This window comes from Lonsdalea quercina subsp. quercina, assembly GCF_000688695.1.
Classification (GTDB): Bacteria; Pseudomonadota; Gammaproteobacteria; order Enterobacterales; family Enterobacteriaceae; genus Lonsdalea; species Lonsdalea quercina_D.
In genome coordinates this window covers 18,284-32,954 of sequence record NZ_JIBQ01000014.1, presented here as the reverse complement: position 1 = coordinate 32,954, position 14,671 = coordinate 18,284, and the positions used below count along the sequence as shown (strand labels likewise).

Genomic DNA, 14,671 nt, shown 5'->3' with positions numbered 1-14,671 from the left:
AAGCCGTTCCTGCTGCCGATCGAAGACGTATTCTCTATCTCTGGCCGTGGTACTGTAGTTACCGGTCGTGTAGAGCGCGGCATCATCAAAGTGGGTGAAGAAGTTGAAATCGTGGGTATCAAAGACACGACTAAAACGACTTGTACCGGTGTTGAAATGTTCCGCAAACTGCTGGACGAAGGCCGTGCGGGTGAGAACGTTGGTGTTCTGCTGCGTGGTACTAAGCGTGACGAAGTTGAACGTGGTCAGGTACTGGCTAAACCGGGTTCAATCAAGCCGCACACCCAGTTCGAATCAGAAGTTTATATTCTGAGCAAAGATGAAGGCGGCCGTCATACTCCGTTCTTCAAAGGCTACCGTCCGCAGTTCTACTTCCGTACAACTGACGTAACGGGCACCATCGAACTGCCGGAAGGCGTAGAAATGGTCATGCCGGGCGACAACATCAAGATGGTTGTCAACCTGATTGCTCCGATCGCAATGGACGATGGTCTGCGTTTCGCAATCCGTGAAGGTGGTCGTACCGTAGGCGCCGGCGTGGTTGCTAAAGTTATCGCTTAATTGCTGATAAGAATTGACGCAACACGCGATAAAAGGGCATCATTTGATGCCCTTTTTCTACGCTGTCAGGGTAGAACCTATCTCATCAGCGATTGTGAAGTATAATCATTGGTGAGATAGGCTCTGTATAAACGGCGTAATCCCGAATTTCTCCTTTAAAGGCAGTATTCGGTCTGGTTTGCCCTTCATGCTGGGCAAAATTATTTGTCTGAATCATTGTGACAGGTTGGTTTATGAGTGCGAATACCGAAGCTCAGGGTAGTGGACGTGGCCTTGAGATGCTGAAATGGCTGATCGTCGCTGTTTTACTGTTTGCGGCGGTTGTCGGTAATTATTATTACCGTGAGTTGAGCCTGCCTCTGCGAGCATTGGCTGTTGTTATCCTGATCGCTGTTGCGGGTGGCATAGCGTTATTGACGACGAAAGGTAAAGCGACCGTTCTGTTTGCGCGTGAAGCTCGTACTGAGGTTCGAAAAGTCATATGGCCGACTCGTCAGGAAACGCTACATACCACGCTGATCGTTGCTGCGGTAACTGCCGTCATGTCACTGATTTTGTGGGGACTGGATGGTATTCTGGTCCGTTTAGTATCGTTTATTACTGGCCTGAGGTTTTAAGATGTCTGAAGCTCCAAAGAAACGTTGGTACGTCGTTCAGGCGTTTTCTGGCTTTGAAGGTCGCGTCGCTCAGTCGCTGCGTGAACACATTAAACTTCACAACATGGAAGACCTGTTTGGTGAAGTGATGGTCCCTACTGAAGAGGTAGTGGAAATTCGTGGCGGACAGCGTCGCAAAAGCGAGCGCAAATTCTTTCCAGGCTATGTGCTGGTGCAGATGGTGATGGAAGATGCTAGCTGGCATTTGGTCCGTAGCGTCCCTCGCGTGATGGGCTTCATCGGCGGTACTTCTGACCGTCCGGCGCCGATTAGCGATAAAGAAGTCGATGCCATCATGAACCGCTTGCAGCAGGTGGGTGACAAACCGCGTCCGAAAACCCTGTTTGAGCCGGGTGAAATGGTCCGCGTCAACGATGGTCCATTCGCAGACTTCAACGGCGTTGTTGAAGAAGTGGATTACGAGAAGAGTCGCCTGAAAGTTTCTGTCTCTATCTTCGGCCGTGCTACCCCGGTGGAACTGGATTTTGGTCAGGTAGAGAAAGGCTGATTTGAGCGTTTACCGCTAAGAATTTCTGCTTGTATATGGCGCGAAAATAGACTACTATTTCGCGCCTTTATTTTATGCGTCTGTTGACGTGTAAAACGTTTTTATCACTGCGGGGAGCTTCGCTAAACGAAGCGCTATCACCCATTCGAGGAAAGTTAAATGGCCAAGAAAGTACAAGCCTACGTCAAGCTGCAGGTTGCAGCCGGTATGGCTAACCCGAGCCCTCCGGTTGGTCCGGCTCTGGGTCAGCAGGGTGTTAACATCATGGAATTCTGTAAGGCGTTCAATGCTAAGACTGACAGCATTGAAAAAGGTCTGCCGATCCCGGTTGTTATTACCGTTTACTCTGACCGTTCCTTCACCTTCGTTACCAAAACTCCGCCGGCAGCAGTTCTGCTGAAAAAAGCGGCTGGTATCAAGTCTGGTTCTGGCAAGCCGAACAAAGACAAAGTAGGTAAAGTAACCCGTGCTCAGGTACGTGAAATCGCAGAAACCAAAGCTGCGGACATGACTGGTTCTGATGTGGAAGCGATGACTCGCTCCATTGAAGGTACCGCTCGTTCCATGGGCCTGGTAGTGGAGGACTAAGAAATGGCTAAGCTGACCAAGCGCATGCGCGTGATCCGTGACAAAGTTGATGCAACTAAACAGTACGACATCAACGAAGCCGTTGCTCTGCTCAAAGAGCTGGCCACTGCGAAATTCGTAGAAAGCGTTGACGTTGCCGTAAATCTGGGCATCGACGCACGTAAATCTGACCAGAACGTACGTGGCGCGACTGTGCTGCCGCACGGTACTGGCCGCAGCGTACGAGTTGCTGTATTTACTCAGGGTGCAAACGCTGAAGCGGCTAAAGCTGCTGGCGCTGACCTGGTAGGTATGGATGACCTGGCTGACCAGATCAAGAAAGGCGAAATGAACTTCGACGTTGTTATTGCTTCTCCGGATGCAATGCGCGTAGTTGGTCAACTCGGCCAGATCCTGGGGCCGCGTGGCCTGATGCCGAACCCGAAAGTGGGTACTGTAACGCCTAACGTTGCTGAAGCAGTTAAAAATGCTAAAGCAGGTCAGATTCGTTACCGTAACGACAAAAACGGCATCATCCATACCACTATCGGTAAGGTTGATTTCGACGCTGACAAACTGAAAGAAAACCTGGAGTCTCTGCTGGTTGCGCTGAAAAAAGCCAAACCGTCTCAGGCTAAAGGCGTGTACATCAAGAAAGTTAGCCTGTCCACCACCATGGGTGCTGGCTTAGCTGTCGATCAGAGCGGTTTGAACGCCGTAGCTAACTGATAGCTTTTGTTCCTCTTTACTGCGGTGCTGGATTTCTTTATAATCCTACGCCGCATTGTTCCACTTGTGGAACTGAAGAAGAATTTTCGGTTGGAGCCTGGCCTGATCCAGGCCTCCGTCCAAGACCGCAGGTGTTTCGAAAGAGACTTAATTTTCCTGCGTAGACGGTGACAGAGCCTGAAGAAAAGTTTGACTTGTCTTTACTGGATTCTGCTCACCGTGTGTTAACGCCTGTTGGTCGTTTTGGCTACAGGTGAAGTGAGTTCCGGAGATTTCTCCGGCCAAATCCAGGAGCAAAAGCTAATGGCATTAAATCTTCAAGACAAACAAGCGATTGTTGCTGAAGTCAGCGAAGTAGCCAAAGGCGCGCAGTCTGCGGTTGTTGCGGATTCTCGTGGCGTTACCGTAGATAAAATGACTGAACTGCGTAAAGCAGGTCGTGAAGCTGGCGTATACATGCGTGTTGTTCGTAACACGCTGCTGCGTCGCTCAGTTGAAGGTACAGATTTCGAGTGCCTGAAAGACACGTTTGTCGGTCCGACCCTGATTGCATACTCAATGGAACACCCGGGCGCTGCTGCTCGTCTGTTCAAAGAGTTCGCGAAAGCGAATGCAAAATTCGAGGTCAAAGCTGCAGCCTTTAACGGCGAGTTGATTCCGGCGGCTCAAATTGACCGTCTGGCAACTCTGCCGACTTACGAAGAAGCACTGGCACGTCTGATGTCGACCATGAAAGAAGCCGCTGCCGGCAAACTGGTTCGCACACTGGCTGCCGTACGCGATCAGAAAGAAGCGGCTTAATTGCCCCTTTTTACTGGCATCGTGTTTGCTAACGTATAAACTATTTCTGATTCTTAGGAACAATTGTTATGTCTATCACTAAAGATCAAATTCTGGAAGCAGTAGCAGCTATGTCTGTAATGGACGTTGTTGAACTGGTTTCCGCAATGGAAGAAAAATTCGGTGTTTCTGCTGCTGCCGCTGTAGCTGTTGCTGCTGCTGGCCCGGCTGAAGCTGCTGAAGAAAAAACTGAGTTCGACGTTGTTCTGTCTGCTGTTGGCGGTAACAAAGTTGCAGTTATCAAAGCAGTTCGTAGCGCGACTGGCCTGGGTCTGAAAGAAGCTAAAGACCTGGTAGAATCTGCTCCGGCAGTTCTGAAAGAAGCCATCAGCAAAGACGACGCTGAAGCTCTGAAGAAAGCCCTGGAAGAAGCTGGTGCTTCTGTTGAAGTTAAATAAATTTAACTTACAGGTTGCAGCCTGATTTATCAGGCTGATGGCTGGTGGCTTTTTAGTCACCAGCCTTTTTGCGCTGTAGGGAATCAATGGTGTTTCACACTGTTTGACCATTGATTAACCCACAATATTTTTTTCTATCGACGACTTAATATACTGCATCGTTTGCCGCTTTGGCCGCTAAACGTAAATGCAGCGAAATGGTTTAAGAGTGATAGAAACAAGTATTGCGAAAAGTGTTCCACTTTTCGATCGATATAAACGGTGTTGCATGAACTGTCCTTTTTTAGGACGGACAGAGAGGTTCTACTTTTCAGCGAGCTGAGGAACCCTATGGTTTACTCCTATACCGAGAAAAAACGTATTCGTAAGGACTTTGGTAAGCGTCCGCAAGTTCTGGACGTGCCTTATCTCCTTTCTATCCAGCTTGACTCGTTCCAGAAATTCATCGAGCAAGATCCGGAAGGTCAGTACGGTCTGGAAGCTGCATTCCGTTCTGTATTTCCTATCAAAAGCTACAGCGGTAATTCCGAGCTGCAGTATGTGAGCTATCGCCTTGGCGAGCCGGTCTTTGACGTTAAAGAATGTCAGATCCGTGGCGTCACATTCTCTGCGCCGTTGCGCGTTAAGCTGCGTCTGGTGATCTACGAGCGTGAAGCGCCAGAAGGCACCGTTAAAGATATCAAAGAACAAGAAGTGTACATGGGCGAAATTCCGCTCATGACCGACAACGGTACCTTCGTGATCAACGGCACTGAGCGCGTTATCGTTTCTCAGCTGCATCGTAGCCCGGGCGTATTCTTTGACAGCGACAAGGGTAAAACCCACTCATCAGGTAAGGTGCTGTATAACGCACGCATCATTCCTTATCGTGGTTCCTGGCTGGATTTCGAATTCGATCCGAAAGATAACCTGTTTGTCCGTATCGACCGTCGTCGTAAATTGCCTGCGACGATTATCCTACGCGCATTAAACTTCTCTACCGAAGACATTTTGGGCCTGTTCTTTGACAAAATTGTCTACGAAATCAACGGTAATAAGCTGTTGATGGAACTGGTTCCGGAGCGACTGCGTGGTGACACGGCTTCCTTCGATATCGAAGCCAACGGCAAGGTATACGTCGAGAAAGGTCGTCGTATTACTGCTCGTCACATCCGTCAGTTGGAAAAAGACGGCATCGAAAGCATTGAAGTTCCGGTGGAATACATCGCCGGTAAAGTGCTGGCGAAAGATTACGTTGATGAAAGCACCGGCGAAGTGCTCGCGAATGCGAACATGGAGCTGTCGCTGGATCTGCTGGCCAAGCTCAGCCAGTCCGGCCACAAACAGATCGAAACGCTGTTCACCAACGATCTGGACCACGGTCCTTATATCTCCGAGACCGTACGCGTCGACCCAACCCACGACCGCTTGAGCGCGTTGGTTGAGATCTACCGTATGATGCGTCCGGGTGAGCCGCCGACACGAGAAGCAGCAGAAAGTCTTTTTGAAAATCTGTTTTTCTCCGAAGATCGTTATGATTTGTCCGCAGTTGGTCGAATGAAGTTCAACCGCTCTTTGCTGCGTGAGGAAATCGAAGGTTCCGGTATCCTGAGCAAAGAAGACATTATTGATGTGATGAAGAAACTCATCGACATCCGTAATGGTAAAGGCGAAGTGGATGATATCGACCACTTGGGCAACCGTCGTATCCGTTCCGTCGGTGAGATGGCTGAAAACCAGTTCCGCGTCGGTCTGGTCCGTGTCGAACGTGCGGTTAAAGAGCGTCTGTCTTTGGGCGACCTCGACACGCTGATGCCGCAGGACATGATCAACGCCAAGCCGATTTCGGCTGCGGTGAAAGAGTTCTTTGGTTCCAGCCAGCTGTCCCAGTTTATGGACCAGAACAACCCGCTGTCTGAAATCACGCATAAACGCCGTATTTCCGCATTGGGCCCTGGTGGTCTGACCCGTGAACGCGCCGGCTTTGAAGTTCGAGACGTACACCCGACTCACTACGGTCGCGTATGTCCTATCGAAACGCCGGAAGGTCCGAACATCGGTCTGATCAACTCCCTGTCCGTTTATGCTCAGACCAACGAATATGGTTTCCTGGAAACCCCTTATCGTCTGGTTCGCGACGGCGTTGTAACTGATGAGATTCATTACCTGTCCGCGATTGAAGAAGGCAACTTCGTCATCGCTCAGGCGAACACCAATCTGGATGAAGAAGGTCACTTCATTGATGAGCTGGTGACCTGCCGTAACAAAGGCGAGTCCAGCTTGTTCAGCCGCGATCAGGTTGAATACATGGACGTTTCCACCCAGCAGGTGGTTTCCGTCGGTGCTTCCCTGATCCCGTTCCTGGAACACGATGATGCTAACCGCGCCTTGATGGGTGCGAACATGCAGCGTCAGGCCGTTCCTACTCTGCGCGCCGACAAGCCGCTGGTAGGTACCGGTATGGAACGCGCGGTGGCGGTAGACTCCGGTGTTACCGCAGTAGCGAAACGCGGCGGTACGGTTCAGTACGTCGATGCATCACGTATTGTTATCAACGTTAACCCTGATGAAATGTATCCGGGCGAAGCGGGCATCGATATCTACAACCTGACCAAATATACCCGTTCCAACCAGAACACCTGCATCAGCCAGATGCCGTGTGTGTCTCTGGGTGAACCGATTGAGCGCGGCGACGTGCTGGCCGATGGCCCGTCCACCGATTTGGGTGAACTGGCGCTGGGTCAGAACATGCGCGTAGCGTTCATGCCTTGGAACGGCTACAACTTCGAAGACTCCATCTTGGTCTCCGAACGCGTGGTACAGGAAGATCGTTTCACGACTATCCATATTCAGGAACTCGCTTGCGTATCTCGAGATACTAAACTGGGGCCTGAAGAAATCACCGCTGATATCCCGAACGTGGGTGAAGCCGCACTCTCCAAACTGGATGAGTCCGGTATCGTTTATATCGGTGCGGAAGTGACTGGTGGCGATATCCTGGTCGGTAAAGTGACGCCTAAAGGTGAAACTCAGCTGACTCCGGAAGAGAAACTGCTGCGCGCTATCTTCGGTGAAAAAGCGTCTGACGTTAAAGACTCGTCTCTGCGTGTGCCTAACAGCGTTTCCGGTACGGTTATCGATGTTCAGGTATTTACCCGTGACGGCGTTGAAAAAGACAAACGTGCTCTGGAAATTGAAGAAATGCAGCTGAAGCAGGCCAAAAAAGACCTGACTGAAGAACTGCAGATCCTCGAAGCCGGTCTGTTTGCCCGTATTCACGACGTGCTGGTTAGCGGTGGCGTTGAAGCCGCGAAGCTGGATCAGCTGCCGCGTGAGCGCTGGTTGGAACTGGGCCTGACTGATGAAGAAAAACAGAATCAGTTGGAACAGCTGGCCGAGCAGTACGATGAGCTGAAGCACGAGTTTGAGAAGAAACTCGAAGCTAAACGCCGCAAAATCACCCAGGGTGATGATCTGGCGCCGGGCGTGCTGAAAATCGTCAAGGTGTACCTGGCCGTGAAACGTCAGATCCAGCCTGGTGATAAAATGGCGGGTCGTCACGGTAACAAGGGTGTTATCTCCAAGATCAACCCGATCGAAGATATGCCTTACGATGAAAACGGTACGCCGGTAGACATCGTACTGAACCCGCTGGGCGTACCATCACGTATGAACATCGGTCAGATTCTGGAAACCCATCTGGGTATGGCTGCTAAAGGTATTGGTGACAAGATCAACACCATGCTGAAACAGCGCGAAGAAGCGGACAAACTGCGTGAGTTCATCCAGAAAGCATACGACCTGGGTAACGACGTTCGTCAGAAAGTGGATTTGAATACGTTCTCCGATGAAGAAGTGCTGCGCCTGGCAGAAAACCTGAAGAAGGGTATGCCAATCGCGACTCCGGTCTTTGACGGTGCTAAAGAGAGCGAAATCAAAGCGCTGCTGCAGCTGGGTGATCTGCCGACTTCTGGTCAGATCACGCTGTTTGACGGCCGTACCGGCGAGCAATTTGAACGTCCGGTCACCGTGGGCTATATGTACATGCTGAAACTGAACCACTTGGTTGATGACAAGATGCATGCGCGTTCTACCGGTTCCTACAGCCTGGTCACTCAGCAGCCGCTGGGTGGTAAGGCGCAGTTCGGTGGTCAGCGTTTCGGTGAGATGGAAGTATGGGCGCTGGAAGCTTACGGTGCAGCTTATACCCTGCAGGAAATGTTGACGGTGAAATCCGATGACGTGAACGGCCGTACCAAGATGTATAAAAACATCGTGGATGGCGATCACCGGATGGAACCAGGCATGCCGGAATCCTTCAACGTACTGTTGAAAGAAATCCGCTCGCTGGGTATCAACATCGAGCTGGAAGAAAAGTAATACCAGCCCGATTGCGTTGCTGACATTCGTTACAGGGGCACCTGAGTTTGACTCAGGTGCCTTACAGGTCTAACTCCGACAGGAGCCAATCCGTGAAAGACTTATTAAAGTTTCTGAAAGCGCAAACTAAGACCGAAGAGTTTGATGCGATCAAAATTGCTCTGGCATCGCCAGACATGATCCGTTCGTGGTCTTTTGGTGAAGTTAAAAAGCCGGAAACCATTAACTACCGTACGTTCAAACCAGAACGTGACGGTCTGTTCTGCGCCCGTATCTTCGGGCCGGTAAAAGATTACGAGTGCCTGTGCGGTAAGTACAAACGCCTGAAGCACCGTGGTGTTATCTGTGAGAAGTGTGGCGTTGAAGTGACCCAGACCAAAGTGCGCCGTGAGCGTATGGGCCACATCGAGCTGGCTTCTCCGACCGCGCATATCTGGTTCCTGAAATCGCTGCCTTCCCGCATCGGTTTGCTGCTGGATATGCCGCTGCGTGACATCGAACGCGTCCTGTACTTCGAATCCTATGTGGTTATCGAAGGCGGCATGACCAACCTTGAAAAGCGTCAGATCCTGACTGAAGAGCAGTATCTGGATGCGCTGGAAGAGTTTGGTGACGAATTCGACGCCAAGATGGGCGCCGAAGCTGTTCAGGCCCTGTTGAAAAACATGGATCTGGAGCAGGAGTGCGAACAGCTGCGTGAAGAGCTGAACGAAACCAACTCCGAAACCAAACGTAAAAAGCTGACCAAGCGCATCAAGCTGCTGGAAGCGTTCGTGCAGTCCGGTAACAAACCGGAGTGGATGATCCTGACCGTGCTGCCTGTTCTGCCGCCGGACCTGCGTCCGCTGGTGCCGCTGGATGGCGGTCGTTTCGCTACGTCGGATCTGAACGATCTGTACCGTCGCGTAATCAACCGTAACAACCGTTTGAAACGTCTGCTGGATCTGGCTGCGCCGGATATTATCGTGCGTAACGAAAAACGTATGCTGCAGGAAGCGGTGGATGCGCTGCTGGATAACGGCCGTCGCGGTCGTGCTATCACCGGCTCCAACAAACGTCCGCTGAAATCTTTGGCCGATATGATCAAAGGTAAGCAGGGTCGTTTCCGTCAGAACCTGCTCGGTAAACGTGTCGACTACTCCGGTCGTTCCGTTATCACCGTAGGTCCGTACCTGCGCCTGCATCAGTGCGGTCTGCCGAAGAAAATGGCGCTGGAACTGTTCAAACCGTTCATCTACGGCAAGCTGGAGCTGCGTGGCCTGGCCACAACGATCAAAGCTGCCAAGAAAATGGTTGAGCGCGAAGAAGCGGTTGTATGGGACATCCTGGATGAAGTTATCCGCGAACACCCGGTGCTGCTGAACCGTGCGCCTACCCTGCACCGTCTGGGTATCCAGGCCTTTGAACCGGTTCTGATCGAAGGTAAAGCTATCCAGCTGCACCCGCTGGTTTGTGCCGCGTACAACGCCGACTTCGATGGTGACCAGATGGCTGTTCACGTACCGCTGACGCTGGAAGCCCAGCTGGAAGCGCGTGCGCTGATGATGTCTACCAACAACATCCTGTCTCCGGCGAACGGCGAGCCTATCATCGTTCCGTCTCAGGACGTTGTATTGGGTCTGTACTACATGACCCGCGACTGTGTTAACGCCAAAGGCGAAGGCATGGTCCTGACTGGACCGAAAGAAGCTGAACGCGTCTATCGTGCCGGTCTGGCTTCTCTGCATGCGCGTGTAAAAGTGCGTATCACGCAAGAGATCAAGAATATTGAAGGCGAAACCACGCATCAGACCAGCATCATCGATACGACCATTGGTCGTGCGATTTTGTGGATGATCGTGCCGAAAGGTCTGCCGTACTCGATCGTTAACCAGCCTCTGGGCAAAAAAGCGATCTCCAAAATGCTGAACACCTGTTACCGCATTCTGGGTCTGAAGCCGACCGTTATCTTTGCTGACCAGATCATGTACACCGGTTTTGCTTACGCAGCGCGCTCTGGTGCGTCCGTAGGTATCGACGACATGGTTATTCCGGCGAAGAAAGCCGAAATCATCGAAGAAGCCGAAACCGAAGTCGCCGAGATCCAGGAGCAGTTCCAATCTGGTCTGGTTACGGCGGGCGAACGCTACAACAAAGTTATCGATATCTGGGCTGCGGCGAACGAACGTGTTGCCAAGGCGATGATGGAAAACCTGTCTGTTGAAGACGTGGTTAACCGCGATGGCGTTGTCGAGCAGCAGGTGTCCTTCAACAGCATCTTTATGATGGCTGACTCCGGTGCGCGTGGTTCCGCGGCGCAGATTCGTCAGCTGGCGGGTATGCGTGGTCTGATGGCGAAGCCGGATGGCTCCATCATCGAAACGCCAATCACCGCGAACTTCCGTGAAGGTCTGAACGTACTCCAGTACTTCATCTCAACCCACGGTGCTCGTAAAGGTCTGGCGGATACCGCACTGAAAACCGCAAACTCCGGTTATCTGACCCGTCGTTTGGTCGACGTGGCGCAGGATCTGGTAGTGACGGAAGACGATTGCGGCACGCACGAAGGCATCATGATGACTCCGGTCATCGAAGGTGGCGACGTTAAAGAACCGCTGCGTGAGCGTGTTCTGGGTCGTGTGACGGCGGAAGACGTTCTCAAACCGGGTACGGCTGATATTCTGGTTCCGCGTAACACGCTGTTGAACGAACAGTGGTGTGACCTGCTGGAAGAAAACTCCGTCGACTCGCTGAAAGTCCGCTCTGTCGTAAGCTGTGAAACCGACTTTGGCGTGTGTGCCAAATGTTACGGTCGCGACCTGGCTCGTGGTCACATCATCAACAAGGGTGAAGCCATCGGGGTTATCGCGGCACAGTCCATCGGTGAACCGGGTACCCAGCTGACCATGCGTACCTTCCACATCGGTGGTGCGGCATCTCGTGCGGCAGCTGAGTCCAGTATCCAGGTGAAAAACAAGGGTACGCTGAAACTGAGCAACGCCAAGTACGTTACGAACAGCGCAGGCAAGCTGGTGATTACTTCACGTAACACCGAGCTGACGCTGATCGACGAATTTGGTCGTACTAAAGAAAGCTATAAAGTGCCTTACGGTGCTGTGATGGCGAAAGGCGACGGCGAAGCCGTAGCTGGTGGCGATACAGTCGCGAACTGGGATCCGCACACCATGCCGGTAATCACGGAAGTGAGCGGTAACATTCGCTTCACCGACATGATCGACGGCCAGACCATTACGCGTCAGACCGATGAACTGACCGGTCTGTCATCCATCGTGGTTCTGGATAGTGCAGAACGTACCGGTGGTGGTAAAGAACTGCGTCCGGCGCTGAAAATCGTTGATGACAACGGCGACGACGTTCTGATCCCGGGCACCGACATGCCGGCTCAGTACTTCCTGCCAGGTAAAGCGATTGTCCAGCTGGAAGACGGCGTGAAAATCGGCTCTGGTGACACCTTGGCTCGTATTCCGCAGGAATCCGGCGGTACCAAGGACATCACCGGTGGTCTGCCGCGCGTTGCTGACCTGTTCGAAGCCCGTCGTCCGAAAGAGCCGGCAATCCTGGCTGAAATCAGCGGTATTATTTCCTTCGGTAAAGAAACCAAAGGTAAGCGCCGTCTGGTGATCACGCCGGTTGACGGTAGCGATCCGTACGAAGAGATGATTCCGAAGTGGCGTCAGCTCAACGTGTTCGAAGGTGAACGTGTTGAACGTGGTGACGTGATCTCCGATGGTCCTGAGTCTCCGCACGACATTCTGCGTCTGCGCGGCGTGCATGCGGTTACGCGTTACATCACCAACGAAGTGCAGGAAGTTTACCGCCTGCAGGGCGTTAAGATTAACGATAAGCACATCGAAGTTATCGTTCGTCAGATGTTGCGTAAAGGCACCATCGAAAGCGCTGGCAGCACTGAGTTCCTGGAAGGCGAGCAGGCTGAAGTGTCCCGCGTCAAGATCGCCAACCGTCAGTTGGAAGCCGACGGCAAGCTGCCGGCAACCTACAGCCGCGACTTGCTGGGTATCACCAAAGCGTCTCTGGCGACCGAGTCCTTCATCTCCGCGGCCTCGTTCCAGGAAACGACTCGCGTACTGACCGAAGCGGCAGTGGCTGGTAAGCGTGATGAACTGCGCGGTCTGAAAGAGAACGTGATCGTGGGTCGTCTGATCCCGGCCGGTACCGGTTATGCATACCATCAGGATCGTATGCGTCGCCGTCAGGCGGGTGAACCCGTCGTCGCACCTCAGGTCAGCGCGGATGAAGCTTCCGCTAACCTGGCTGAGTTGCTGAACGCCGGTTTCGGCAACAGTGACGACAAGTAACGTCGACGCTGTATGATAAAAAACCGCTCCCCGGAGCGGTTTTTTTATGCATAAAAAGCGAGTGATGAAAGACATAAAACGGAGCAATAAGAGAAACATTATGCTGAAAGCAAGCGTGGTTGCCGCAAGTCTGGCGGTGTTGTCCGCCGTACCGGCTTTTGCGACCGGCGTGTCGTTTGCGCCGCCGGTGCAAAAAATCTTCACCAACTGGCAGGTGACGTGCAACAACCTGAACGACTGCGACGTGCGTAATATCGATGAAAACCTGAGGATCACGCTCTCGCGGCAGGCTGGGGCGACCGGCGTGACATCATTAACGATCGTGCCTTTTTCTCAGGAAGCCCACCCCACATTGTGGCTGGATGAAGATCCGGCGGAAGGGTTGAACTTAACGCCCTCGCTCAACGACGACGACGCGATTGTCGCCACGGAAAATTTGTCCGCAATACAACATTTTTTACAGCAGGCTAAAGATGCGCTGACGCTTTCCGTCGGTGACGATCCGCAACAGGGCAGCTCTTTGCGGGGATTAAACGCGGCGCTCCTGCTGGTGGACGAACGCCAGGGACGGATTGGCACTCAGGGCGCGTTGCTGCAGCGGGGGAGTAAACCGGCTTCCGACGTCCCGGCGAGGTTGAGTCAACCTGGACTGCCGCCCGCATTGACAAACGTGCCTGCGGTGAGCAACCCGCAAACGTTGGTCGAGGCCGTCATCAAAGCGCAGCATGCGCTGCTGGTGAGAGAGACCTGCGACGTCAACGAGCAGGATAAAGAGATGAATCAGGTTCACCCGCTGGATGAACGCAATGCGCTGATCATGATCAACTGTGGCATGGGCGCTTATCAATCATCGAGCCTGGTGTTTATTACGCCGCGCGATAATCCGTCGGCCGCGCATCAACTGGTGCTGCCGTTGCCGCTGCCGGATGAAAACGGACATCCGCAGCAGGTGGATTGGTTTACTAACGCCGACTATGACCCTCAGACTGGCGACCTGTTCCATTTGGCGAAAGGTCGCGGGTTTGCCGACTGCGGTGAACGCGCCCAGTGGCGTTACGACGGTAAGCAGTTCCAATTAGTGACCTATCACAGTCAGACTGGATGTCATGGCGGTTGGCCTGGCGAATGGCCATCGCTATGGGAAACGCCGGGATATGACGAAGACAATCAGCGGTAAACGCGGGAAGGGCCGCCGTCGGCAAGGACAGACCGGCAGCGGCATAGGAGGCGCAGGCGTGCGGATTCAAAGTCAGCCTGCGGCCGACGAGTGTGCCGGCATGGGCACTCTAGCGTTGCTCGGTTTTTCCCGCGAGCACCGCCGCACGGATGTGGAAACCATCGCGTAAAAAAATTAGCGACAGCACTCACCTTTCATTTTTCTTGTGAGCATCATTCCGGTACTGCAGCCAACCGTCTTTGCCAAATGTCTCGGGTTGGTAGCACTGGTCGATGTCCGCACGCGACAGGCCGATATCTTTGAGGCGTTCGTCACTCATCGTATACAGTAACGCGCGCGTTCTGTTGCGCAGACGTCGTTCCAGCCAACTCTCATAAACCCTGATGAATAGCGCGCGCAGCGTGGATCTCTGCGAATGTTGATGATGTTGTGTCATCCTCAGTCCCTCTCCCGATAGTGTGGCACCATCATGAGAGAGTGGCGAAAAACAATACAGATTCAAAAATTCAGTTTGTTGACCATACAGAAGAGGATTGTATGACTCTGAATGGGAGTTTTTA

At 52.6% G+C, this 14,671-nt stretch carries 12 protein-coding genes; 11 read left to right on the top strand and 1 reads right to left on the bottom strand.

Translation table 11 applies throughout. The features are described 5' to 3' along the window. From SB13_RS13875 to SB13_RS13825, 11 genes are all read left to right on the top strand, one after another. Positions 1-561: EF-Tu C-terminal domain-related protein (locus SB13_RS13875; protein ID WP_026740927.1), on the top strand; the 561-nt coding region annotated here is incomplete at its 5' end. A gap of 233 nt (positions 562-794) precedes the next feature. Beyond that, positions 795-1,178 (top strand): preprotein translocase subunit SecE, encoded by a 384-nt coding sequence (gene secE, locus SB13_RS13870; protein ID WP_026740926.1) that lies wholly within the window; start codon positions 795-797, stop codon positions 1,176-1,178. Between the two features lies 1 nt (position 1,179). After that, a complete protein-coding gene (gene nusG, locus SB13_RS13865) occupies positions 1,180-1,725 on the top strand; it encodes a transcription termination/antitermination protein NusG (protein ID WP_026740925.1) in 546 nt (181 codons plus the stop codon). Positions 1,726-1,884: 159 nt separating this feature from the next. Continuing rightward, complete coding sequence (rplK, locus tag SB13_RS13860) at positions 1,885-2,313, top strand: 50S ribosomal protein L11 (RefSeq protein WP_004929911.1); 429 nt, start codon at positions 1,885-1,887, stop codon at positions 2,311-2,313. A gap of 3 nt (positions 2,314-2,316) precedes the next feature. Then, positions 2,317-3,021 (top strand): 50S ribosomal protein L1, encoded by a 705-nt coding sequence (rplA, locus tag SB13_RS13855; protein ID WP_026740924.1) that lies wholly within the window; start codon positions 2,317-2,319, stop codon positions 3,019-3,021. Between the two features lie 303 nt (positions 3,022-3,324). Continuing rightward, on the top strand, positions 3,325-3,822 hold the full coding sequence (rplJ, locus tag SB13_RS13850; RefSeq protein ID WP_026740923.1) for a 50S ribosomal protein L10: 498 nt from the start codon (positions 3,325-3,327) through the stop codon (positions 3,820-3,822). A 68-nt stretch (positions 3,823-3,890) separates the two neighbouring features. After that, positions 3,891-4,259: a 50S ribosomal protein L7/L12 gene (gene rplL / locus SB13_RS13845; RefSeq protein WP_026740922.1), complete on the top strand. Its 369-nt coding sequence runs from the start codon at positions 3,891-3,893 to the stop codon at positions 4,257-4,259. A gap of 330 nt (positions 4,260-4,589) precedes the next feature. Next, positions 4,590-8,618, top strand: a complete 4,029-nt coding sequence (gene rpoB, locus SB13_RS13840) for a DNA-directed RNA polymerase subunit beta (RefSeq protein ID WP_026740921.1) — start codon at positions 4,590-4,592, stop codon at positions 8,616-8,618. A gap of 92 nt (positions 8,619-8,710) precedes the next feature. Next, positions 8,711-12,934 (top strand): DNA-directed RNA polymerase subunit beta', encoded by a 4,224-nt coding sequence (rpoC, locus tag SB13_RS13835; RefSeq protein ID WP_026740920.1) that lies wholly within the window; start codon positions 8,711-8,713, stop codon positions 12,932-12,934. A gap of 100 nt (positions 12,935-13,034) precedes the next feature. Further along, positions 13,035-14,111, top strand: coding sequence for a DUF1176 domain-containing protein (locus tag SB13_RS13830; RefSeq protein ID WP_026740919.1), 1,077 nt, complete (start codon positions 13,035-13,037; stop codon positions 14,109-14,111). Next, the gene (locus SB13_RS13825) at positions 14,089-14,280 is read left to right on the top strand and encodes a hypothetical protein (protein WP_026740918.1); all 192 of its coding nucleotides are present in this window, start codon (positions 14,089-14,091) and stop codon (positions 14,278-14,280) included. The genes SB13_RS13830 and SB13_RS13825 overlap by 23 nt, the downstream gene beginning before the upstream one ends. Positions 14,281-14,298: 18 nt before the next feature. Here SB13_RS13825 and SB13_RS13820 read toward each other — a convergent pair whose 3' ends face one another. Beyond that, entirely contained in the window at positions 14,299-14,547 is a 249-nt protein-coding gene (locus tag SB13_RS13820; RefSeq protein ID WP_036150986.1) for a DUF1127 domain-containing protein, read from the bottom strand. Positions 14,548-14,671: the final 124 nt, after the last annotated feature.